The organism is Kitasatospora acidiphila (genome assembly GCF_006636205.1).
In the GTDB taxonomy this organism is placed as follows: domain Bacteria; phylum Actinomycetota; class Actinomycetes; order Streptomycetales; family Streptomycetaceae; genus Kitasatospora; species Kitasatospora acidiphila.
Genome location: NZ_VIGB01000003.1, coordinates 8,182,023 through 8,204,481, shown reverse-complemented (window position 1 = coordinate 8,204,481; position 22,459 = coordinate 8,182,023). Strand labels below are relative to the sequence as shown.

General features: G+C 71.2%; 23 protein-coding genes and 2 pseudogenes. 4 read left to right on the top strand and 21 right to left on the bottom strand.

The window, feature by feature from the left end; translation table 11 throughout:
* Window positions 1-170: 170 nt before the first annotated feature.
* From E6W39_RS38580 to E6W39_RS38490, 20 genes and pseudogenes are all read right to left on the bottom strand, one after another.
* A complete protein-coding gene (locus E6W39_RS38580; protein WP_141637424.1) occupies window positions 171-884 on the bottom strand; it encodes a tectonin domain-containing protein in 714 nt (237 codons plus the stop codon).
* 565 nt (window positions 885-1,449) lie between these two features.
* A complete protein-coding gene (locus E6W39_RS38575; RefSeq protein WP_141637423.1) occupies window positions 1,450-2,565 on the bottom strand; it encodes a hypothetical protein in 1,116 nt (371 codons plus the stop codon).
* Window positions 2,562-2,870: a helix-turn-helix domain-containing protein gene (locus E6W39_RS38570; protein ID WP_141637422.1), complete on the bottom strand. Its 309-nt coding sequence runs from the start codon at window positions 2,868-2,870 to the stop codon at window positions 2,562-2,564. Before E6W39_RS38570 ends, E6W39_RS38575 begins: the two co-directional genes overlap by 4 nt.
* On the bottom strand, window positions 2,867-3,613 hold the full coding sequence (locus E6W39_RS38565; protein ID WP_141637421.1) for a hypothetical protein: 747 nt from the start codon (window positions 3,611-3,613) through the stop codon (window positions 2,867-2,869). Before E6W39_RS38565 ends, E6W39_RS38570 begins: the two co-directional genes overlap by 4 nt.
* Window positions 3,604-3,900 (bottom strand): phycobilisome linker polypeptide, encoded by a 297-nt coding sequence (locus E6W39_RS38560; RefSeq protein ID WP_141637420.1) that lies wholly within the window; start codon window positions 3,898-3,900, stop codon window positions 3,604-3,606. Before E6W39_RS38560 ends, E6W39_RS38565 begins: the two co-directional genes overlap by 10 nt.
* Window positions 3,897-4,691 (bottom strand): hypothetical protein, encoded by a 795-nt coding sequence (locus E6W39_RS38555; protein ID WP_228718585.1) that lies wholly within the window; start codon window positions 4,689-4,691, stop codon window positions 3,897-3,899. The genes E6W39_RS38560 and E6W39_RS38555 overlap by 4 nt, the downstream gene beginning before the upstream one ends.
* A 565-nt stretch (window positions 4,692-5,256) precedes the next feature.
* Window positions 5,257-6,470, bottom strand: a pseudogene (locus E6W39_RS38550) (IS30 family transposase).
* Between the two features lie 194 nt (window positions 6,471-6,664).
* On the bottom strand, window positions 6,665-7,126 hold the full coding sequence (locus E6W39_RS38545; protein ID WP_141637418.1) for an SRPBCC family protein: 462 nt from the start codon (window positions 7,124-7,126) through the stop codon (window positions 6,665-6,667).
* Between the two features lie 367 nt (window positions 7,127-7,493).
* Window positions 7,494-7,955, bottom strand: a complete 462-nt coding sequence (locus E6W39_RS38540; RefSeq protein WP_141637417.1) for a DIP1984 family protein — start codon at window positions 7,953-7,955, stop codon at window positions 7,494-7,496.
* Window positions 7,956-8,398: 443 nt separating this feature from the next.
* Window positions 8,399-9,622, bottom strand: a complete 1,224-nt coding sequence (locus E6W39_RS38535; RefSeq protein WP_141637416.1) for a beta-ketoacyl-[acyl-carrier-protein] synthase family protein — start codon at window positions 9,620-9,622, stop codon at window positions 8,399-8,401.
* Complete coding sequence (locus E6W39_RS38530) at window positions 9,619-9,915, bottom strand: acyl carrier protein (RefSeq protein WP_141637415.1); 297 nt, start codon at window positions 9,913-9,915, stop codon at window positions 9,619-9,621. Before E6W39_RS38530 ends, E6W39_RS38535 begins: the two co-directional genes overlap by 4 nt.
* Before the next feature lie 55 nt (window positions 9,916-9,970).
* The gene (locus E6W39_RS38525) at window positions 9,971-11,032 is read right to left on the bottom strand and encodes a 3-oxoacyl-ACP synthase III family protein (protein WP_228718584.1); all 1,062 of its coding nucleotides are present in this window, start codon (window positions 11,030-11,032) and stop codon (window positions 9,971-9,973) included.
* Between the two features lie 17 nt (window positions 11,033-11,049).
* A complete protein-coding gene (locus E6W39_RS38520; protein ID WP_141637414.1) occupies window positions 11,050-12,636 on the bottom strand; it encodes an IPT/TIG domain-containing protein in 1,587 nt (528 codons plus the stop codon).
* A 389-nt stretch (window positions 12,637-13,025) separates the two neighbouring features.
* Window positions 13,026-14,558, bottom strand: coding sequence for an AMP-binding protein (locus tag E6W39_RS38515; protein WP_141637413.1), 1,533 nt, complete (start codon window positions 14,556-14,558; stop codon window positions 13,026-13,028).
* A gap of 125 nt (window positions 14,559-14,683) precedes the next feature.
* On the bottom strand, window positions 14,684-14,803 hold the full coding sequence (locus E6W39_RS42455; protein WP_267286786.1) for a BBE domain-containing protein: 120 nt from the start codon (window positions 14,801-14,803) through the stop codon (window positions 14,684-14,686).
* A 232-nt stretch (window positions 14,804-15,035) separates the two neighbouring features.
* Window positions 15,036-16,229 (bottom strand): FAD-binding oxidoreductase, encoded by a 1,194-nt coding sequence (locus tag E6W39_RS38510; RefSeq protein WP_228718583.1) that lies wholly within the window; start codon window positions 16,227-16,229, stop codon window positions 15,036-15,038.
* A gap of 329 nt (window positions 16,230-16,558) precedes the next feature.
* Window positions 16,559-17,410 (bottom strand): NAD(P)H-binding protein, encoded by an 852-nt coding sequence (locus E6W39_RS38505; protein WP_141637412.1) that lies wholly within the window; start codon window positions 17,408-17,410, stop codon window positions 16,559-16,561.
* 151 nt (window positions 17,411-17,561) lie between these two features.
* Window positions 17,562-17,912 (bottom strand): hypothetical protein, encoded by a 351-nt coding sequence (locus tag E6W39_RS38500; RefSeq protein ID WP_141637411.1) that lies wholly within the window; start codon window positions 17,910-17,912, stop codon window positions 17,562-17,564.
* A gap of 109 nt (window positions 17,913-18,021) precedes the next feature.
* The gene (locus E6W39_RS38495) at window positions 18,022-18,747 is read right to left on the bottom strand and encodes a DUF5995 family protein (RefSeq protein WP_220140329.1); all 726 of its coding nucleotides are present in this window, start codon (window positions 18,745-18,747) and stop codon (window positions 18,022-18,024) included.
* 110 nt (window positions 18,748-18,857) lie between these two features.
* Window positions 18,858-19,331: a hypothetical protein gene (locus tag E6W39_RS38490; protein WP_228718582.1), complete on the bottom strand. Its 474-nt coding sequence runs from the start codon at window positions 19,329-19,331 to the stop codon at window positions 18,858-18,860.
* Window positions 19,332-19,481: 150 nt separating this feature from the next.
* Between E6W39_RS38490 and E6W39_RS38485 the strand changes: the two genes are divergently transcribed.
* The 3 genes from E6W39_RS38485 (at window position 19,482) to E6W39_RS43870 (ending at window position 21,506) form a co-directional block, all read left to right on the top strand.
* Entirely contained in the window at window positions 19,482-20,540 is a 1,059-nt protein-coding gene (locus E6W39_RS38485) for a sensor histidine kinase (protein ID WP_141637410.1), read from the top strand.
* Window positions 20,537-21,193, top strand: coding sequence for a response regulator (locus tag E6W39_RS38480; protein ID WP_141637409.1), 657 nt, complete (start codon window positions 20,537-20,539; stop codon window positions 21,191-21,193). The genes E6W39_RS38485 and E6W39_RS38480 overlap by 4 nt, the downstream gene beginning before the upstream one ends.
* 61 nt (window positions 21,194-21,254) lie before the next feature.
* Window positions 21,255-21,506, top strand: coding sequence for a hypothetical protein (locus tag E6W39_RS43870; protein ID WP_323809142.1), 252 nt, complete (start codon window positions 21,255-21,257; stop codon window positions 21,504-21,506).
* Here E6W39_RS43870 and E6W39_RS38475 read toward each other — a convergent pair.
* Window positions 21,470-21,847: pseudogene (locus E6W39_RS38475) on the bottom strand (GNAT family N-acetyltransferase); the annotation flags it as partial. The gene E6W39_RS43870 and the pseudogene E6W39_RS38475 sit on opposite strands and share 37 nt — an antisense overlap.
* Before the next feature lie 107 nt (window positions 21,848-21,954).
* Here E6W39_RS38475 and E6W39_RS38470 point away from each other — a divergent pair.
* Complete coding sequence (locus tag E6W39_RS38470; RefSeq protein WP_141637408.1) at window positions 21,955-22,458, top strand: GNAT family N-acetyltransferase; 504 nt, start codon at window positions 21,955-21,957, stop codon at window positions 22,456-22,458.
* Window position 22,459: the final 1 nt, after the last annotated feature.

The window sequence follows — 22,459 nt, the reverse complement described above, 5'->3', positions numbered from 1 at the left end:
CGAAGGCCGATGCACCACTCACGGCGGCACCTAGAGAGCGAGACCGCGCATGACGGACGCCTGCGTCGGCTGCGGCAGCACAGCCAGCAGCGGCGCGTGGCCCGACCAGGACGCGGGTGCGGGCTCCTGGCTTGTCCCAGCCAGGGCCCGCACGGCATGCCAGAGCGGGGTCAGCTCGGCTGGTCGCCGGTGTACCGGTAGATCTCGCCGACGCTGTTGACGTGCCACGCGGTGCCGTCGGCGCCGGCGGCGATGTCGACGGCGGCGCCGGGGATCTTGATCCACGGGTTGGTGCCGCTAGCGTCGTTGTTGGTGTACCGGTAGATGCTTCCGGCGGGATCGACGCCCCACACATTCGTCCGGGAGCCCACCGCGATGCGCTTGAGGCTGCCGGCGACGCTCGTCCACGGGGTCGAGGCGTCCTGGTCCCCGGTGTACCGGAAGACCTGGTTGCCGCCGTTGACGCCCCACACGGTGCCGTCGGCGCCCGCGCCGATGTCACTCAGCGCCCCCGGGATCTTGATCCACGGATTGGCGTCGTTGTTGGTGTACCGGAAGATGGCGCCGGCAGAGTCCACCCCCCACACGTTGGTCCTGGACCCCGCGTCGATGCGGACCAGGCTGCCGGAGATTCCCAGCCACGGGTCCGGCGCCCCCTGGTCTCCGACGTACCGGTAGATCTGGTTGCCGCCGTTGACGCCCCACGTGGTGCCGTCGGCGCCCGCGCCGATGTCGCTGAGGCCCCCCGGGATGTTGATCCACGGATTACCGTCGTAGTTGGTGTACCGGAAGATGGCGCTTGCCGCGTTCACACCCCACACCGTGGTCCTGGACCCCGCCGAGATGGCAGACAGACCACCCGCGACCTTCACCCAATCAGCCATGCCGAACTCACCCTTCGTCGACCGGTGCTGGCAGCCATCATGGGCGACGAAATGGGCCGTCAGAACGGGATCCTCTGCTTCCAGACCATCCAGTAAGGCGGAGAATCGATGTTTCGCCCTCGGCCACCTCTTTCGACGTGGGGCGCGGACAGCTCGGCTCGGAGTGGATCGGCTGAAAGAGCTGTCCCACCCAAGGGTGATCGACAGAGGCGCCGGCTCATGCATCCGCCCGCGACCACCCGAGAGCAACAGGCGACTCTGGCTTCAGGTCTCAGTTCTGGTCTCATTCACCCCCGTCCAGCCAGGTTCAGCCGCCATCCAGCAGTTCGCTCCGCTGCAGGTCAGAACGGGTGTGAACCCCGGCGGACACCGTTCGTGAGAATTGGAAAGCGTGTTGGGGGCAACCCCTCACGAGTCGAATCTCGTATCCTCCGCCGGCAGAAGGCCCGGACCGCACCGGTGGTCCGGGCCTTCTGCGCTTTCGGTGGCCGTACCCGCCGAGACCGTGTACACCCGGTTCAGCCGCTGGGCCATGGTGGAGCACGCGGCGCCACCCGCCGCACGGTCAGATCAGCGCGCGGGCCCGGCGCTCCCAGTCGGCGATCCGGGTCATCGCGGCACTCACCTGCTTGGCTGCGGCCGAGATGTCCCGACCGGGCGCTCGCAGCTCCCGGCTCATCTTCGCCACCCATCGCATGCAGACCTCGACCTCGCCGAGCACGCCGACCACCTCGTGGGTGGACTCGGCGATGCTGATCATCTGCTCCAGGAACCCGGTCGGCGAACCGGTTCGCTGCTCGGGCGGCATCGCCGCGATGACGTCGAACGCCGTTTGGGCTGCCGCGTCCATCTCCACCATCTGCCCGGCGAAACGGGTGCACGCCTCCCGGAGACCGGAGGCCGGCTCAGCCATCGCCTTCCCCAGCTCGGTCATCGCTGGCAGCCATGCGCTCATCGGCGCCCCGGGCTGGGAGGCCCGCTCCATTACGGGTCCGACCTGCACGGCGGCTTCGCCGATCACCGTCATGAACCCGGCGATCGCCTCAGAGGTCTCGGTCATCGCCTCCATCTGCTCCTCCACCCGGGCGAACCGGTCGAACAGCCCGGGGGCATCCGGGTCGTCCGGTTCCGCCTCGACCACAGCCGGAAGCGGCGCCACCGCTGGCAGCCCGAACAGGATCCGGGCCGGGGTCAGCGGCTCGAACCCGTTGTGCAGGGCACCATCCAGTGCGCCCTCCAGGTCCCGCCTCGCCTTGACCAACCCGCTCCGACTGCGGTTGAACATGATCGTCCGGATCTGCGAGAGGTCGAACGGCAACTGCCCGTGCTCGCCGATGTGGATGATGGGTTTGCCGGTCAAATGCCGGATCCCGAGCTCATACGCGACGTTGGCATTGCCGCCGGTGACGTCGGCGATCACGATGTCGTCCTGCAGCACGTGACGGCAGATCTGCTCAGTAATCTCGCCCGAGTCGGCGATCCCGTCCGCCCGGACCGGGACGATACCGTGCCTGGCGCAGGCGGGCAGGATCACCTTCTCGTAGATCTCCAGGTTCTCCTCGAACGCCAGGAGCTCCGGGCTCCCGTCCGGGGCGTGCTCGTTGCCGATGGGCGCGATGACGAAGCAAGTCGTCACCGGCGCCCCCTTGGGCTCCGGGTCAGCAACGGTCATGATGTTCATGCGTAGTCCTCCGTTTCGAACTCCGTTGCACAATTGCGCTGTTCCACGAAGTCAGCGCCGGCTCGCAGATCAGCCGGGTAGACGGGGCGCTCCTCGATCCCGAGCGCCCGAAGCAGGCTGGCGGTGGGGATCCGGTACTGCCACCCGAGGCGCAGGACCAGGCAGGGGAAACCGCCCTGGTGTATGAGCTTGTAGGCGGTGGCGGGGCAGAGCCCGAGCGCGCGGGCGGCGGTGCGCAGGTCGACGGCCAGCGGCAGGTCGAACGCCTCGCCGAACGACAGCCAGGTGCCGGAGCGCGGGGTCATCGCCGACCTCCAACCGGATGCAGCGACAGCATTCCGATCCGGCTGCCCTCGCTCGGGCGCCGCGCCCGGTGCACGATCTCTCCGAGGCCCAGGTGGCCTGCCAGCTCGCCCAGCCGGAAGCTCTCCAGCCGCTCGGGTGCGACGCTGAACCGCACCGTCGCCGACAGGCCGTCAGGCCGGGCAGGCGGCGACACGCACAGCTCCCAGCCGTCCTGCCAGTCGCTGACCGGCGACTCTGCGGGCGCCTCCACGGCGAGGTGCGCGGCGGCAAGCGCCGCGATGTCCGCCACCGGCCGCTCCCGGATGCTGGCCTGGGCGAACGCCCAGACCCGGTTGATGGCGGGGCGCAGCAGGGCGCGGCCGACCTCCTGTGCCTGCGGGTCCACGTTCGCGAGTGCTGCCAACAGGGCTAGCAGCGCCTCGGATTCAAGCTCTCGCCGGTCGGCACTCCACCGGAGCGCGATCCGGTGGAGGGTGCGCCGCATCGCGGGCAGCGCCAGCCACAGCGCCAGCAGCCGGTCAGGTCCGGCCGTGCCAATGTCGCGCTGCGCCGCACGGACGGCCTCGCGCCAGATCTCCTCGCGGAGCCGCGGGTCCGCCGACCTGCCGTACAGCGCCCGCCGGGCCGCCAGCGCGGAGAGCCGGGCCAGGCCGTCGGCCGTGGTGACCGGGAAGGGCAGTTCGGCGGGCCGGAACCGCTGCTCCAGCACGTCGAACACCCGGCTGTGGGGGATCAGTCCCATGGTGAACCTTCCGAATAGTCGGTGTCGTCACGCAGGTCGTCCACGAGGCGCGAGCAGGCCCGGGTGATCCGGTGCAACTCCTCACGCAGCGCCTCGTACGGGACCGGCGAGAAGGCGGCCGTGCGCCGCCGCACGCCCGCGGTGGAGTGGTGGTCGCAGGCGGCGGCGTAGTAGTGCACGTCGCCGGTATGGCCCTGGACAGAGAGGCCCCGGGTGTCCTGCTGGCGGTTGCCGCCCGCCGCTTTCCCGCAGGCGGTGCAGTCTCCGGCGGCCGGGTCGTCGCTCATCGACCTGCCTCGCCGGGAACAGCCCTGTAGACGATGGACCCGTGGATCACGCCGGCCTGGATGCCGGTGCCGTGGACGCCGTGCTGCACGAAGCTCGGCTGCTCCCGCTCCGCGGCTCGCGCCGGGTGCCGCGGTCCGCCCTCCGGCGCACCCGGCCAGGGCTCCCGCTCGTCCTGCGGATCCACACCCGGCAACCGGACCCAGCCGTACCCGGCGAACTCCTTCTGCCGCACGTGGATGCGGTGGTACTGCTCCGGATCGAGTCCGTGGACCCGCGAGCGCACCACGTCCTGGTACAGCCGGTCGGAGACCACCACGACCAGGCTCGCTGACCCGGCGGTCGCCAGCGCCTGCTTCACCTCGGGAGCGTTCAGGTAGCGGGCCACCGCGATCGGGGCAGGGCCGGAGAAACCCAAGGCGGCCGTGGCTGCCACGCCGGTGTCGATCGCCAGCCGAAGCCGCATCCGCCCGGCAGGCCGGCGGGTTGCGTTGTAACCGCCGAGCCCGGCCGCCAGGTGCGTGACGAACTCGCCAAGGACCAACTGCTCGGGGGTGCCGGGCGGGAGAACCGCGAACTCCAGGTCGCCCTGCGGCTGGGTGGACCACCTGCCGTGGTCCAGCCCGCTGCGTTCGGCTGCCGCCCGCATCGCCCGGGCGAGTCGGGCCTGTGCGGCCCACTGGTCCGGGGTGTCGAAGCGGCTGTACTGCTCGATGTCCGCTGCCAGGCAGAGGCGGCGGGTGTCGTCCGGCCTGGGCGTGTCCCAGGTCCGGCCGGTCGGGTGCAACGTCATGTGAACCATCACCTGCTCGATGAGAGTGGGTAGTTGGTTGCGCTTGACGCCAACTCTGCGCCCGGTGGGCCGAAATCCCGGCAGCAGGCGTAAAAATGCGAGTTGCTAGATCCTGTCAGTGGCCGATGGTCGGCAGGCCGCCAATCTCCGCCGCATGGACTGGCCCACGCCGGACGACATCGACCACTGGGGCGCGACCTCCTTCCGGCCGGACGGCACTGCCCTCACGATACGTGTGGTGCAGGGATAGACCAACACTAAATCGAGACCAGCTGTGGGTCGCAGGAGCCCCTGCCGGGAGGCCGCGTGGCTGGAAGGCCCCAATGCGAGGCGGAGGGCAATCGACCCCGGCACGACGAGGCGGAGCTCAACGAGCGCGGTTTTGCTGGATCGGCCGGAGGCCGATGGTCTCAGTTCTGGTCTCATTCATACCCGTCCACTGGGATCCAGGTGATGTGGCGAGACTTTTTGAATCTCGTATCCTCCGCCTTTGCCTAGCTGGGCAGACGAAGGCCCCGACCGCTGAGGCAGTTTCTAGGGGTCGTTGCAACACGTGGTCGGTTGGTCAGGCCGCGAGCAGTTTATGCAGGCGCTCGGCTGGGGTTTCCCAGTCGAGCGTTTTGCGTGGTCGGCCGTTGAGTTGGGCGGCGACCGCCGCGAGGTGTTCTGGGCCGTGGACGGCCAGGTCGGTGCGCTTGGGGAAGTACTGCCGCAGCAGGCCGTTGGTGTTCTCGTTGGAGCCGCGCTGCCAGGGGCTGGCGGGGTCGCAGAAGTAGACCGGGATGTCGGTGGCGATGGTGAAGCTCTTGTGGGCGGCCATCTCGGCGCCCTGGTCCAGGTCAGTGACCGCGTCAGGTGGGCGGGAAGGCTCTGAACGGTTTCCACCAGGGCGTCGCGCACGTGCTCGGCGGTACGGCCGTAGGGCAGGTGCAGGAGCATCACGTAGCGGGTGGCGCGCTCGACGAGGGTGCCGATGGCGGAGGCGCCGTCCTTGCCGATGATCAGGTCGCCCTCCCAGTGGCCGGGCACCGCCCGGTCTTCGGCCTCGGCGGGGCGCTCGCTGATCATGACCATCGGATCGGCGAAGCGCGGCTGACGGCAGTTGGCCTGGCGGTGGGGCTTGCGACGGGCGCGTCCGGTCCGCAGGGCACCGGCGAGTTCGCGTCGCAGTTCCCCGCGGCCCTGGACGTAGAGGGCCTGGTAGATCGTCTCGTGGACCACGTGCATCTCCGGCCGGTCGGGGAACTGTCTGCGCAGAGCGTGGCAGATCTGCTCCGGGCTCCACCGTTCGTTCAGGCCGGCCTGGACGGCGTCCCGCAGCTCGGGGTTCTGGGCGATCTTGCCGGGCTTCGGGCGTGGCCGACGGTCGTCGGCGCGGGCCTGGGCCGCGAATGGGCGGTACTGTCCGTTGACGGGATGCCGGTTGCGGCGGATCTCCCGGCTGACCGTCGACGGGCTGCGGCCGAGTTCGGCGGCGATCGCCCGGATGCTTGCCTTCTCGCGCAGCCGGTCGGCGATGTGGATCCGGTCGGCCTCGCACAGGTACCGGGACGACAGGGAAGGCGGCACCACCGCGCGAATCGGTGGTGCCGCTTTGTCCTTGCCGGACGCAATGCGTCCGTTCCGCCAGCGCTGGCCGGTCCGCCGGTTGATCCCAAGGATCCGGCACGCCTGCGGATTGCTCATGCCTTGCTGCATGAGCTGGAAGTATGCCGCCCGCTCCTCAGCTAGCTTCTTCCGTCCCTGAGGCTTCCGGTCGTTGCGGATCTCGAAGTCCATCGCATCCCCTGAACTGGGGTGTTGCAACGGCCACTAGAACTCAAGTGAGCGGTCGGGGCCTTCGTCGCTCGTAGTCTCAACCACAGTCTCAGCCGGCCGTATGGTCGGCCATCGGGCCGTCCTCCTCGACGCCCTGGGCCACCTACCGGATGAGACCACCCACTCGCTCGGCGATGCCCGTAGGCCCGCCCGCCTCAGTTGCCACCGCCCAGCCGCCGGGCCAGTACTCGGCCGCGCTCGGCTTGCACTGCTCCGGCCTTCCCAGCCGCATAGTGAAGCAGGCCGAACGGCGCGTGCAGCCGCAGTCGGTCGACCACCAGGGAGCCGCCGTCGGCCCGGGTCGTGACGGCGAAGAGGTAGTCCATCCGCACGCCGCCAGGACTGACCACCTCGCCGCTGACCGTCGCCTCATCCGGCAGCCGGGCGTCCTCGGTGCGCAGGCTGACCTGGATGACGTTGTCGTGGCGGACCAGTCCGAGGAACCGGAAGCGCTCGACGGCCACGTAGTGCGTGACCCCGCCCTCGCACCGAACGTCCCGCACCTCCACGAGCAGCGGAGAGAGCCCGATGTAGTTCGCGGGCTCCGCCAGATGGGCAAGCACGGCGGCCGGCGTCGCCGCGATGTCATAGCTGTGGCTCAGTTCGGTGCTGGGCACGTCCAACCCCCTGTTCGGCCCGGGTTCGGCCGTCGTCGTGACCCGGGAACGATCGGTGGATGATCGCACCATCCCGCCGGTTCCGCCAGGCCATGCGAGAAGCTCCTCGGCATGGGGTTTCCTCGGCTGCCGTCGGTTCGTGGTTGATGTGGATGCCCCGTTCCCGCCCTCGTCGTTGCGGATCTGCGCGTGGTGGTGTGCTGTTCGGTGTGCACCGTTACCTGTACGCCGTGCAGAGCTGCACTGTCATTCGGGGAGTCGAACCCCGCGCTGCTCTCCGCGCGCCAAGAAAGGGGTCGGATTGACCGCCGACCCGCGGTGTGCGCACGCCTCCGTGACGACTACCTGCTCCACATCCTCCGGTCGGTCAGTCCAGAAGGTCCGCCTCCCAGTTGGTGCGCTGGATCTCGACGTCGACCTCGCGGATCTCACGCGCAAGCAGATCCGCCTGCGCGCGAAGCTCGGCGACCGGCAGGGCGGAGAGCATCTTCAGCTCGGACCGCAGCTGCCGCCCGCCGCCCCGTCCGGCGGCGGCGTCCGCTGCCGCGGTCACGACCGCGTGCCGCAGCCGCAGCACGTCCCGGCGGGCCAGCGCATCGGTGAGCGAGCCACCACCGCGCATCTCCACCGTGGCGTTGGTCCGGTTGATCCGGCGGATCAGCGACTCCAGGCTGTCCAGCACCTCGCCGGACTCAACCAGCAGCCGCGCCGCGTCCTCCGGCGGGACCTCACCCTCCTGGTACCGCGCGCTCCCGACAATCCGCGCCCGCAGCTGTTCCACCCGTCGCGTCGCGTCCGCGCGCTGCGTCAGCGCTTCGGCCAGCTTCATCGCTTCCACCCCCACCCTCTTCGGTCCCGGCAAGTATGGGGAACCGACCCGCGTACCCGCATCCGCATTTCGCGAAGCTGACCCTGCGACGCTCAGCCCGAGTGATCGGCCCCCGCCGGCGTTGTCGCCCGAGAAGGCCGAGTCCATGTCGTCGCAGATCACGGTGGCACTGGTCTGTCTGCAGCAGGATCTCGGCCAGCTCGCCGTCATGGTCTCGGTTCTGGTCTCATTCACCCCCGTCCAACCGAGTTCGGAGGCTCGTTGACCGCTCACTCCGCCGCAGGTCAGAACGGCCGCGGACCCCAGCGGACACCGTTCGAGAGAATTGCCCGTCGCGAGGCAAAGCGCCTGAGCCAAGCGCCATCGACACCCGTGCTCACCGTCGGCCCGCCGCCATTTCAGGTCCCGCTTCAGGACCGCTTCAGGACCGCTGCAGGACCGCTTCAGGACCGCTTCAGGACCAGGATGGCGTTGTGCCCGCCGAAGCCGTAGGAGTTGCTCAGCAGGGCGTCGACCCGGGTGCGGCGGGCTTCCTTGGCGACGACGTCGAGGTCGATCTCGGGGTCGAGCCGGTGCAGGTTGGCGGTGGGTGGGATGGTCTGGTGCCGCAGGGTCAGCACGGCGAGCGCGGCCTCGATCGCTCCGGCGGCGCCGAGCGTGTGGCCGAGGGCGCCCTTGGCGGAAGTGACGGCGGGCGGACGGCCCCGGAAGATCCGCCGGAGGGTGGCTGCTTCGATGCGGTCGTTCATCGGCGTGCCGGTGCCGTGGGCGTTGACGTGGTGGATGTCCGTGGGGTGCAGGTCGGCGTCGGAGAGTGCGGCGGTGACGGCTCGTTCGATGCCGAGGCCGGTGGGGTGCGGGGCAGCGTAGTGGTGGCCGTCGGTCGAGGCGCCGTAGCCCGCGAGGTAGGCCTGCGCGGGGGCTCGGCGGGCTCGGGCGTCGGCGGCGCGCTCCAGGACGAGGATGCCGGCTCCCTCGGCGAGGACGAAGCCGTCGCGGTCGGCATCGAAGGGGCGGCTGGCGGCGGACGGGTCGTGCAGGCGGGTGGACAGGGCGCCCATCTGAGAGAAGCCGACCGAGCCGAGCGGATGGCAGGGGGCTTCGGCTCCGCCGGCCAGCGCGATGTCGCAACGGCCGGCGGCCAGGAGGTCCTTGGCCACGCCGATCGCGGTGGCACCGGAGGCGCAGGCGGTGGTGACGGCCATGCTCGGGCCGTGTGCGCCGAGCGCGATGCCGATCTCCGCGGCGCCCGCGTTGGTGGTGGCCCTCGGGATGGTCAGCGGCGAGATGGTCGCGTAGTCGTGTTCGAGGATCTTGCGTGAGGCGGTGAAGACGGTGTCCCGGCTGTCGGCGCCGACACCGACGATCACCGCGACCCGGGCGCCGTCCCACGAGGCAGGATCCAACCGGGCGTCGGCGACGGCCTGGTGGGCGGCCACCAGGGCCAGCTGGACGAAGCGGTCCATCCGCCACACCTCGCGGCCGAGCAGTGCCCTGGCGTCGAAGTCGGGGACCCGGCAGCTGATCGGCACGGGCACGTCGCCCAGGTCCGGATCGAGCGCCGCAGTCGCCCGGCCCTCGCACACCGCCTCCCAGGTCGTCGCGACGTCCGGCCCGCCGGGGGTGACCAGGCCGAGGCCGGTGACGGCGATGTCGTGGGCGGTCATGCTCCGGCCACGGGTGCGGTGGTGCCGTGTTGCGCGGCTTCGCCGGCGGACCCGTCGGCCTGGGCCGCTTCGACGGTGGCGACGGCCTGGCCGAACGTGGTGTCGCCGGCGCTCAGCGCGTCGGTGGCGGGGATCCGCAGGCCGAGTTCGTCCTGCAGCACGCAGAGCAGTTCCACCTTGCCGAGCGAGTCCAGGCCCAGCTCGTCGAAGGTGGTGTCCGGGGTGATGGTGTCTTCGGGGATGTTGAAGTGCTGGGCCAGCTTGGTCTTGATGGGCTCGTAGAGCGCGGTCATGCGGGTCTCCCTAGCAGTGGGCCAGTGGGCCAGTGGGCCAGTGGGCCAGTGGGCGTCAGAGTCTGATGATCACGATGCCGGCGCTGCTGCCGGCGGCCAGGCCGACCAGGGCGATGAGGTCGCCCGGGCCGGCCAGCCCGGTTTCCAGGGCGCGGGCGAGTTGGAGGGGCAGCGAGGCCGAGGCGACATTGCCGTGCTGCTCGACGGTGACCACCAGCCGATCGCGCGGCACTCCGACCTGGGGGCCGCAGACGTAGTCGAGGTCCGCGACGGCGACCTGGTGGACCCCGACGAAGGCGAAGTCGCCCAGTGTCAGGCCGAGTTCGTCCAGCAGCGGGAAAACCTGACGGAACGTCAGCTCGCGCAGGGTCTCGCGCATCCGGCTGCTCTCCATCTGGAACCAGCCGGCCTGCGGATCGGGCGCCTGCCGGGCCGCGATGGTTCCGCCGCCGCGAATGGTGGCCGAGGACCAGACCGTGGAGTCGGCGGCGAACCGGCTGGCGACCACCCCGGTCGCCAGCAGCGGGTCGTCGTGGTCGGCCTCCCGGGCGGTGAGGAGCAGCGCACAGCCGGCGTCCGAGAAGCCGTAGGACGGCAGTGCCCGGGCGAAGGCCTGCGCATCGGGCAGGTGCAGCCGAGTGGCGAGCGAGAGCGCCTCGCCGCAGGCGACGACGACCCTGCGGTACTGGCCGGTGGCGATCAGGGCTTCGGCGGTCTGCATCGCGTTGAGGACGCTGTTGCAGGCGTTCTTCACGTCGAAGACCGGGCAGGACAGGCCGAGCTTGGCGGCCACCAGGTGGGCGGTGGCCGGCTCGGCCAGGTCCTGGGAGGCCGCGGCGAAGATCATGAGGTCGATGTCGGCGGCGGCGGTGCCCTGCTCGGCCAGCAGCTTGCGGGCGGCGGCCACGGCGAGGTCGGAGGCCTGCTGGTCGTCGTCGAGCAGGTGGACGCCCCGCACGCCGGTGAGCTGGGTCAGCAGGCCCGGTGGCGGGGCGTACGGTCCGGCGGCGGCGATCTGCGCCTCGCGCTCGGCCATGGAGACGTACCGCTCGGGCAGGTGGGCGCAGACGCCGGCCAGGTGCGCTCGCAGCGCCGGGGGCCTGGTTCGTCGGCTCAAAGGCGCGTGCACCCGGCTCAGAGGCCCGTGTAGGTGAACTCGTCGCCCGGGCTGGTGGGGCTGGCGATGTCGCCGACCGTCACTGTGATGTCCACCGTCTGGCTGTCGTCGACCTGCAGGGGCGCGGTGGCGGTGAGTTGGGTGTCCGAGACCCAGGTGACCGACGTCGACGCCCGGTCCTTGAAGTCCACGCCGGCGTCCTTGGGGAACCCCGAGCCGGTGATGGTGACCGTGGTCTTCTTCGCCGGCCCGCTGATCGGGTTGACGCCGGTGACCACCAGAGGTGCCGGCCCGTCATAGGCGAACTGCCCGAGCGGCGCCGCGGGCGAGGTGCCGAGGGTGTTGGTGACCCGGACGTCCACGATGCCGACGCCGTCCGGCACGTTGACGGTGACCTTGGTCCCGTCCGAGGACACGACGTACTTGCTGACGCACGGGACGGGGCCGAAGTCGACAACGACGGTCGAGGTGAAGCCGGCGATGCCCGGGGTGAAGCCGCTCCCGTAGATGGTCACCGTGTCCGAGCCATTGCCGGAGGTCTGGCTGAGGCCGGTCACGACCGGCCCGGAGGGGATGCGGGGGGCCTGGAGCAGGCCGAGGTAGGTGTTGTTGGCGTGCTGGTACGCGACCTGCCCCATGAAGTCCGCCGTGGTGCTGTTGATCAGCGCCGGATCGTGCGCCGAGTAGTCCCCGTCCAGCGGCAACTGCTGCTGCACACCGGGCTGCACGTAGACGTTGCCCTTCCGGAGCCCGTTGAGCACGGCGAACAGATCGTGCACGGTGGTGTTGCCGGCCGGGCCGGGTGTCGGGTACCACTTGTCCTGCTTCACCACCCCGAGGCTGCTCCAGGCCAGCGGTACCGCGTCCCAGGCGTTGAAGTGGTGGTTGTTGCTGAGCCACGGCAGTCCGTTGACGTAGGTTGCGAAGCTCTGCAGCCCGGCGGTTGGGGCCGCGAAGGTCTCGAGCGCGAACCGCGGGACGTTGGTCCAGCTCTGCGCCTGCGTGTACAGGTAGGGGGCGAGCATGGTGGCGATGCAGCCGCCCAGGCTGTGACCGGTCACGAACACCGTCGGCGGCGGTGTGGTGGGCGCTGCCTGGACCATGCCGGCCAGCGCCTGCGCCAACGTGGTGCCCGGATAGGCGAACGCGCTCTCCGGCAGCGTCACGCCCAGCACGTCCCCGTTCGGCGGCGGGATCGAGACCATGGTGGCGACCTGGGTGAACGCCGTCATGGCTCCCTTGGAGACGGCGACCAGCGTCGGCGAGCCGCTCGCGGTGAACGGGACCACGGTGCCGACGTCGAGGTCCTCCAGGATGTCGGTGATGTTGCCGATCGTCCCGCGCGAGACCACGGCGAACTGGTTGGAGCCGTCGGTGGTCCTGGCGATGTACGCCAGGTTCGCGTTGTCCGGGCTCAGCGCGAGCCACGCCAGCTGCCAGGCACCCTGGGTCGCCAGCGCGGCGTTGCTCAGTTGCTGCGAGACGCCGGCGATGATGCGCCAGGTCTGCTGCGCCAAGGTCTCCCCCGACGGTCGCGGCGTAGCGCCGGTGGCGGCCAGCGCGGACAACGTCATGCAGACCTGAGGCTGCGTCGGCGTGGTCATGCTCACTCCTGGGTGCTCGCGGAACCGGAGACGGACCACCGTCGACCGTATGCGACCGGCCTGCCGATCCAAGCACCTGCTCGATCGTCAGGCGCCCGGATGGCCTACAGGATTCACGCTTGCGGCCCAGCGTCGGGCTCAGTAGGGCAGCGGGCGCCCGGAGGGCGTGCGCAGGTCGAGCGGCGGGCGCGGGCGCGGCTGGGCGGGCCGCCGGGTGATCTGGATCCGAGGCATGGTGCTCACCTCCCGAACCTCGTGTGCTCACCCGCCACGCTCCCGCGTCCGCCGTCCCAGCCGCCAGGGGCCGGCGTCCCGACCGGCCACCCCGACCGGTCCCAGCCCCGGTGGCCCGCCGCCCGGACCCGTCCCGGCCCGGGCGGCCCGCCCGGTCAGTGCACCTGCCGCTGCCGGCCGGCCCAGTAGGGCTCGCGGATCTTGAACTTCTGCAGCTTGCCGGTGGCCGTGCGCGGCAAGGAATCGGTGAACTCGACCCGCTTGGGGCACTTGAACCCGGCCAGCCTGGTGCGGCAGTGGGCGATCAGCTCGGCCTCGGTCAGCGGCGCGCCATCGGCCACCACCACCAGGGCGGTCACCAGCTCGCCCCACTTCTCGTCGGGCGTGCCGATCACCGCGGCCTCCCGGACCGCCGGGTGGGCGCAGAGGGCGTCCTCGACCTCGATGGAGGAGACGTTCTCACCACCGGAGATGATCACGTCCTTCTTGCGGTCCGAGATCACCAGATAGCCGTCCTCGTCCAGCCGGCCGCCGTCGCCGGTGTGGAACCAGCCGCCCGCCTGCGCCTTGGCGGTCTCCTCGGGTTGCTGCCAGTAGCCCTGGAGGGCGTGGTTGGTGGCGGCCAGCACCTCCCCGTCGGCGTCCAGGGCGAGCCGGACCCCGAGCGCCGGTGCCCCGGCGCGGCCGAGCCGGGCGGCCCTTTCGGCGGGCGGCAGCTCGTCCCACTCGGCCCGGGTGCGGTTGAAGGTCAGCAGCGGCGCCGTCTCGGTGAGGCCGTACAACTGCTGGAACTCCCAGCCGAGCTCCTCGCCGACCCGCTCGATGGTGCGGGTCGGCGGCGGTGCCCCGGCGCAGATCACCCGTACCCGGTCGCGCCCAGGGATCTCGCCCGCCCAGTCGGCGGCGGCGTCCAGCACGGTGTTGATCACGGCGGGCGCGCAGCACAGCAGGGTCACCCCATGCTGCTCGACCCGGCGCAGGATCTCCGCGCCGTCGACCTGCCGCAGGATGACGTGGCGTCCGCCCAGGCCGGTCACGCCGAAGGGCATGCCCCAGCCGTTCACATGAAACTGAGGAAGAACATGCAGGTATGTTTCCCTCTCCGAGAGTCCCGCGTGCAGCCCGAGCACTGTCGCGTTGAGCCAGAGGTTGCGGTGGGTGAGCTCAACGCCCTTGGGGCGGGCGGTGGTTCCGGAGGTGTAGTTGATGGTGGCGGTGGCGCCCTCGTCCGGTTGCGCCCACGGCCGCGGTGCCACCCCCTCGCGGTAGAGCTGGGCGTCGTCGCCGAGCACGAACCGGTGCTCGGCATCCAGCCCGTCCAACAGGTGGGCGCAGGACGGGTCGGCGTAGACCACGTCGGCGCCGCTGTGCCGCACGATGTACTCGATCTCGGGGGCGCTCAGCCGGAAGTTGACGGGCACCAGCACCCGGCCCCACCCCGAGACCCCGAAGAACGCGGTGAGCAGCCGGGCCGAGTTCTGCGAGATCACCGCGACCCGTCCGCCGACGGGCACGCCCAGTTCGTCCAGCCGCGCGGCCTGGGCCCGGGCCAGCTCGGCCATCCGACGGTAGGTCAGCTCGCCCAGCGGTTGCGCCGGTTGCTCGGGTTCGTCGACGATGGCGACGCGGTCGGGGTAGACCTGCTCCGCCCGGTCGAGGAAGTCCCGGACGGTGAGGGGAACGTACACGGTGGCTCCTTCGGCTCTCACGTTGGGCCGACCGTAGCGGCAGAAGCACGCAGTGCGACACGGCAGCGGCCCTTTCGAGCCGCTGCCGCACGCATTTCAGCCACCCGTGACGAGCGGAACCACCATCAGGTGCCGTTCACCACCGACTGCGGGAAGGCGAACACCCGGTCCGGGTCGTAGTGTCGCGCCACCTTCTTCAGCTTGGGCAGGTTCCTGCCGTAGTACGCCTGCCCCCAGTGCGGCAGGGTGTCGTCGATGTAGTTGACGTAGGCGCCCGTCGCGCCCAGGGCGGCGAGCCCGTCGCGGACGGCGTCGACCGCCTTCTTGGTGGCGGCGTAGCCGGCTCGGGTGGTGTCCGCGTAGATCTGGGCGCTCGCCAGGGAGTGGCGGTGCGGGAATGCCGTTGCGTCGGGGCGAGTTCGGCGACGGCGCCGCCAAGTACGTCCAGCAGCAGGGACATTCCGTTCGGCCCGACCATCAGGTCCGCCACCTTGCCCCGTCCAGCGGCTTGGCGGGCAGCATCCGGGATTCGGCGATGAAGGACGCTCGCTGCAGGATGCCGCCCTCCCACCACAGGTGGCACTGCTCGATGGTGTCGCTGGCGCAGCCCGCCATGAACTTCATGGCGTCCAGGTAGTCCTTGGGCTGGACGAGGCGGGTCGGCTGCACCCCGGCGGCCGCGGCCAGTTGGTCGATCAGCGGTGTCAGGCTGCTCTGGTCGCCCACGTAGCAGCCGACGATCCGGACGGTCGGCGGCGTGCCGCTGGCGATCTGGCAGCTGGACCACAACTCGGGGGGCGCCGCCGACGCCCAGCTCTGCCAGGCACCGATGACGGCAGCGGCGGAGCCGGCCGGGAAGGTCAGGATGAAGACGGTCAGCGGGGGCGCCGGCTCCGTGCGGAAGGCGAACTGGGTGACCACGCCGAAGTTGCCGCCGCCACCGCCGCGCAGCGCCCAGTGCAGGTCGGGCTCGGACTCGGCCGAGGCCAGGAGCAACTTCGAGTCTGCGGTGACCAGTTGGGCGGCGGTCAAGCGGTCGCAGGTCAGCCCGTACTTGCGGGTCAGCACACCGATGCCGCCGCCCTGGGTGAGCCCGGCGACCCCGACGGTGGGGCAGGAGCCGGCCGGGAGCAGCCGGCCGGCCTGGGCGAGCCCCGCGTAGACCTCGATCAGCCGGGCTCCGGCCCCGACCAGCGCGGTGCCGTCGGAGCGCACCCGCACCTGGCACAGGTAGCGCAGGTCGATCACCAGGCCGCCGTTCGGGACGCTGTAGCCGAGGTAGCTGTGCCCGCCGCTGCGGGCCGCGATCGGGATCCCGTGGCCCCGGGCCACGTCGAGGCAGGCCTGGACGTCGCCGGCCGATACGCACCGGGCGACGGCGGCGGGCATCTGCTGGTCGTTCAACTCGTTGAAGCCGAGCCGCTCGTAGCTGTAGGACGGGTCGCTGGGCATCACCAGCCGGCTGCCCAGTCGGGCCTTGAGCGCCTTCCAGTCGGGTGGTGCGGCGGCGGTCCCCCGGGGCCGGACCGGCCAGGCGTCGATGCCCGGCAGCAGGTCGGGGCCGGTGCGAGTCCCGGTAGCGGCCTGGGCCGCCGCGCCGCGCGCCCCCGTCATCACCATGGCGCCGGTGGCGCCCAACGCGGTCAGGAGCCGCCGTCGATCGATCGTCATGCGTCTGCTTCTTCCTGGGTGCCCCGATCCCGCCGCGCCCACCGCGCGGCCGACAACGCCGCCATCCTCGCCCGCGGCGCGGATGAGGGCGCGTCAGGCTGGGCCCTTCGGTGGACCGGGCGCTTCGGGGCCGAACGGGCACCCGGCTGACCGCCCAGGGCGGTCCTCAGCCGGACGCCTGGCCGCTGTCCTGGTGGGCGAGATCGGCGTGCGAGGGGTGGCGCGCCATCCAGCCGTGGATGAACCCGCAGGTCGCCCGCCCGTTCCGCAAGCCCGTGGTCCGTTGGCGGCCGGGAGTTCGGCGGCCGCCAACGGACCACGGGACCGCATCAGCGGAAGTCGGCCGCGTGGTCGCGCGCCCAGTCGGCATAGCTGCGCGCCGGCCGGCCCGTCACCTGCTCGATGGTGTCCGTCATCTCGGGCACCGCACCGACCGAGGCGGCCAGGAACCGCAGCAGTTCGGCCGCGAGCGGGCGCGGCACCCCGTGGGCCACCTGTGCCTCCAGGGCGTCCTCCTCGCCGACCTCGACGAAGCTGAGCTCGCGCCCGATGGCCTGGCCGATCTGCTCCACCTGCTGGGCGACCGTCAGCGGCTGGGTGCCGGTCAGAGTGTGCACCGTGCCGTTGTGGGTGCCGTCCCGGTCGAGCAGGGCGCGGGCGGTGACATCGGCAACGTCCGCCTCGTGCACCGGGGCCACCACGGCCTGGCCGTAGGGGGCGTGCACGGTGCCGGTGGCGCGGATGGCGGGCGCCCAGTTCAGGCTGTTGGTCGCGTACATCCCGCCGCGGATGAAGCACCATTCGAGACCGGTCGCCCGGATCGCCTCCTCGACCGGCACGTGCAGTTGGCCGATCAGGCTGGGCCGGCCGGCCAGCCCGGTGACGGCCATCGCGGAGTTGAAGACGATCCGGCGGACCCCGGCGTTCCCGGCGGCCCGGATCAGCGCCTGGGTGCCCTGCTCGCCGGTGGCCGCGAGGTTGAGGTAGAGCGCCTCGGCGCCCTCCAGCAGTGGCTCCAGGGGTTGCCCGGCGGTGAAGTCGGCCCGCACGGTCTGCGCGGCGATCGGCAGGCCGGCGTTCGCGGGGTTCCTGGTCAGGGCGCGAACCGGGGCACCCTCGGCCAGCAGTTGGTCGACCAGGCGGCGGCCGATGCCGCCGGTGGCGCCGGTGACGACGATCACTGGTGTCCTCCTCGATCAGGCTCCCGCTAGGCGGGAGCAGGGGTGGGTGAATACTCACTCACCCCTGCAGCCTGCGGGATCATCGGCCCGGAGTCAAGTGCGGTCGGAAGTTCCAAGTGTCTTGCCGTGCAAGCACGAAGAAGCCGTCGGACTACGGCGCCAGTGCCACCCGGTCCCGTCGCCGGCGCGCGCCCATGTGATGGAAGAGCAGGTTGAGCGCGACCGCGGTGAGGGCGCCGGCGCTGATGCCGCTGCCGAAGATGGTCTGCGCCCAGGACGGGAAGTCGTGGTAGATGCCCGGGGTGACCAACTGGCCGCGCGGGTCGCGGACATCGGGCGCAGCCAGCGGGACGACGCCGATCGCCAGCGCCAACTGGCCGCGCGGGTCGCGGACATCGGGCGCAGCCAGCGGGACGACGCCGATCGCCAGCGAGACCGAGATGATCACGATGTTCCGCGCATCATCCAGGTTGATCTTGACGAGCGAGCGGATACCGCCCACCGCTATGCGCTGCCGTGTTGACGCCCAGCTGAGCGCCTTGGAAACATCGCGTCAACACTCTGTTGAAATTTGCTCCACCGGGTTGCCCACCCGGAATTCGGACTATCCGTCAACTTGCCGACAACGGCACCGGGGTGAGCAGCAGGCGCCCCACCATGCCGGTGGTCTCCGCGATTCCGGCGCAGGCCCGGTCATAGGTGAACGGAATGTCCCGCTGCGGCCAGAGCAGCTGGACCGAGAGCCAGGAGGCGTCCCGAGCGGCCTCGATGCTGAAGGTGCTCAGGATGTGCGTGATCGACTCGGCGTCCGCGGTCGCCAGTCTGACGAGTTCGGGCTCGAACTCGGCCCGTACCTCGGCCTCCACCCTGGCCAGCAGCTCGTTGACCTTGAGGTAGTCGGCGTGGACCGGCGATGTGTCGGGCGTGGTGCGGCGCTCCTTGCAGGTGAGGATCACGGAGAGCGCGAGGTCGTGGTTGATGTGCGCGTTCATTCCGGCCAGGGCGTACTGGATCGAGAGGATCCTCCGGTCGTCGCGCAGGTCGACGAGGGGCCGCCAGGCGGCGTTGACCGGATTGCCGGCCTTGGCGGCCTCGACGTTGCGCAAGTACAGACCGGCGAAGATCACATCCATCCGCTCGATGAAGGCGCCGTCCGCGAAGTAGTTCTCGGCGAGGCTGGCCGCGACCAGCTCGGTGACCCTCAGGTACATCCGGTTGAAGCAGGCGACCCCGTCGCGGGCGTCGAATTCGGCGTCGATCCGCTTCATCCGCTGGATCACGTCCTGGACGGTGGTCGGCAGTTGAGTGATGGGCTCGGGGGCTGGTTCGGTACCCACAGTGACCTCCCGGATGGCTTTCCGTCAGACCATACGCTCCATATATGACGTATCGTCAGATCATGCCAGCTCCGCGCGTCATGCCCGAGACCGGCGCAGGAAGTCCACTGTCACGGCGCCCAACAGCGGCCCCAGAGCAGCAGTGGCGCGTAGCAGAGCGTCATGATCAAGCCGGCCGTCCCGCGCGGGGAGTCCGGGTTGGTCATGTTGTGCTCCCAGCCGCCGAACGCGGCCGACCAAGTGAGCAGCGTGACGACTGCGGCGCCGAGCGAGGCGGGGATGGCGGCGGCCAGCGGATGGATCCGGCGCCCGCCGAGCCACGGCAGCCAGCGGGGCGCCACCCGGCCCCAGGGGCGGACCAGGCCGACGGTGAGGAAGGCGAGCACCTCGGCGAGGGCGCTCAGCGCGATCGCAAGGACCGTTCCCCAGCCTGGCGTATTGGAGTCGAACATGCGCTTGGTTTCGCCGGAGAAGCCGACCGGGATGCCAACCCCCAGGGCCAGTCGCCAGAGTCCGGACGGCATGGTGGTGAGCACGGTGAGGCGGGCGGCGCGGTCGGCCCAGCGCGGTGCGGTGTCGATCATGGTGAGCTCCTCGGGGAGTCGTCTTCGGGATGACTCCAGCTTCCGCGACTCGCCGGGATCGGCGGCAGATGCCGATCGGCACTACTGACGCCCGCTCAGGTGCCCTTCGGCACGGGCGCGGGAGGGGTGGGACTCCCTAAGCTGATCACCATGTATGAGGTATTGGCGGTTCTGATGGCCGCGGGAGCGGTACTGGGCGCAGTGCTGGCCGGTTGGGGTGGCCGCGTGCGGCCGGCGTTGGCGGCCGGCTGCGTGGGCGCGGGGTCCACGGCACTGACGGCGGCCGCCTGGTGGGCCCGGCCGTACCAGGAGGGCGACCGGCTCTCCGGGCTGGCCGGGGTGCTCGAACTGCTGGCGCTGCTCCTGCTGGTGGCGCTGGCCGTGCGGGCCGGACGGCAGCAACTCGCGCTGGCCCCGGCGGTCTTGGCCGCGCTGCTGTGGCCGCTGCGCTTCATGCACCCGCCGACCTGGACGGAGCAGGTGCAGCTGCTCGGCTTCGGCACCGGCGGCCTGGCGGTCGCGGCTCTGGTCGGCCGGTACCTCGGCGCCCTGGACCAGCGGCGGCACCGCGAGGTGGCGGCCACCCGCCGCGCCCAGCGCCTCGAACTCGCCCACGACCTGCATGACTTCGTGGCGCATGACGTCAGCGGCATGGTCGCCCAGGCGCAGGCCGGGGCGATCCTGGCGCAGCAGCACCCGGAGCAGGCGGCCGCCGTCTTCCAGCGGATCGAGCAGGCCGGGCAGCAGGCACTGACCGCCCTGGACCGGACCGTGCGGCTGCTCCGGACCGAGCAGCAGGCCGGCGAGCGCGAACCGCAGCACGGGCTGGACGAACTGCCCGCGCTGACCGATCGGTTCACCGCCGCCGGGTCCGTCGAGGCACGGCTGCGGAACTCCGCCCGGCAGGTCAGCCGCGAAGTCGGCGCGACCGCCTACCGGATCGTGGTGGAGGCGCTGACCAATGTGCGGCGGCACGCAGCCACCGCCACCCGGGTCGAGGTCAGCGTGCGCACCGCCGGCGGGCAGTTGGAGGTGCGGATCACCGATGACGGCAGGCCCGGCGATCGGCGGACCCGGCGGGACGGCGGCCACGGGCTGGCGGCGCTGGGCGCCCGGGTCGAGGCGCTCGGTGGCACGTTCAACTCCGGTCGCACTGAGGCTGGTTGGCAGGTTCGGGCACTGCTGCCGCTCGCCGGGGAGGCGTTGTGACCATTCGGATCCTGCTGGCCGACGACCATGACGACATCCGCAGCGCCTACCGGATCATCCTGGAAGCCCAACCGGACATGACGGTGGTCGGTGAGGCCGCCGACGGCCGCAGCGCCATCGAGCAGGCCCGCGCGCTGCGCCCGGACGTGGTGCTCGCCGACATCCGGATGCCCCAGCTGGACGGGCTGGAGGTCACCCGGCAACTCGCCGGCCCCGGCGTGGCCGACCCGCTGCGGGTGGTCGTGGTCACCACCTTCGACCTGGACGAGTACGTGCACACCGCGCTGCGGCACGGCGCCGCCGGGTTCCTGCTCAAGCGGTCCAGCCCGGCGCTGCTGGCGGAGGCGGTCCGCGCGGCGGCGGCCGGGGACACCTTGCTCAGCCCACAGGTGACGGTGCGGCTGCTGCGCGAGCTGTCCCACCGTGATGGCGGCCAACCACCACTCAGCGCACCGCCGTTGGAGCCGCTCAGCCCGCGGGAGAAGGAGATCGCCGAGCTGGTCGCGGACGGCGCCACCAACGCCGAGATCGCGGCCGAGCTGTTCCTCGCCGCCGGCACGGTGAAGAACCATCTCGCCACGGTCCAACGCAAGTTGGGCGCCCGCAACCGCGTCGGCATCGCGGCCTGGGTCTGGGACCAGCGCCCGCGGTAGTCGACTTGGCGTCAGGGCCGGGTGAGCGGCCTGGTCGAGCGGTCGGGCCCAGGGCTCGGCCATGGCCGATCTCGCGCTACCAGGCGGCGAATTGCTCGGCGGATCAGGCCGGTCCGCCGAGCCGAGCGTCCTGCCACTCCTCGGCGAGCAGGCCCATGATGACCTCATCGCGGAACTCGCCGTACACCCAGGCCGCACGGCGCAGCCGCCCTCCACGGTGAAGCCGGACCGGGTGCCGGCCTGGATCATCGCGGCGTTCTCGGCCAGCGTCTCAAGTTGCAGGCGCCGCAGGCCGAGCACGGTGAACCCGTAGTGGCAGAGCACCTCGACCGCGTCGCTCCCCAGCCCCCGGCCGCGCCAGGCCGGCCGCAGCGCGAGGCCCAGGTGGGCGCCGCGGTTGTGCTGGTCGATCCCCCAGAGCAGCGCCTCTCCCGCCAACTCCCCCGAGGCCAGCTCGACCACCGAGAAGTGCGCGGCCTCCGGTGTCGGGGCTCGCACGGCGAAGAGGGCGGCTTCGCTCCCGTCCGGGACCGGGTGCCAGGGGCGGCTGTCGCCCTGCACCCGGACCGGGACATCGTCGTACAACTCGGCCTGCAGCACCGGAACGTCGTCCTGATGCCTGGCCCGGAGCAGTGTCCTAACACCTCGTAGCATGCCCTACACCTAACATCCGTCCTGGTCGGTCTGCCAGCGAATTCCCTTGGCCGGCCGACCGGATCAGCGGCGGTCAGCCGGCCCGACCAGAGAGGACCTCCCAACAGATGACCGAGCAGGTGGAGTTGCGGGCAATGGACGAGCAGACCCTGGCCGGGCTGCTGGCCGTGGCGGTCGCCGACGCGGCACCCGAGGAGGTGATGCCGCCCGTCGCCGGCCCGCCCGGGTGGACGCAGACCCGCCAAGAAGCCTTCCGCACCTGGCACCGTGCCCGCCGAGCAGGCCTCGCCGGCCCGCTCGCCGAGGTCACCTTCGCCGTGGTGGACGACGGGAGCATCGTGGGCTCGGCCCGGCTGGCGCGCCGCGACCCGTCCACCCCAGGGGTGTTGGAGACCGGCCTCTGGCTCGCCCGCTCCCGGCGCGGACGCGGCATCGGCACCGCCACCCTGGGGCTGATTCGCGCCGAGGCTGCCCGCCTGGGCGCCGACCACGTGGTCGCCGACACCCGATCCCACAACGCCGCGGCGCTGGGCGCCCTGCGCCGCAACGGTGCCGCGCTCAGCCCCGCGCCGGACGGTGACCAGGTCGAGGCCCGGCTGCCGGTCACCTGAG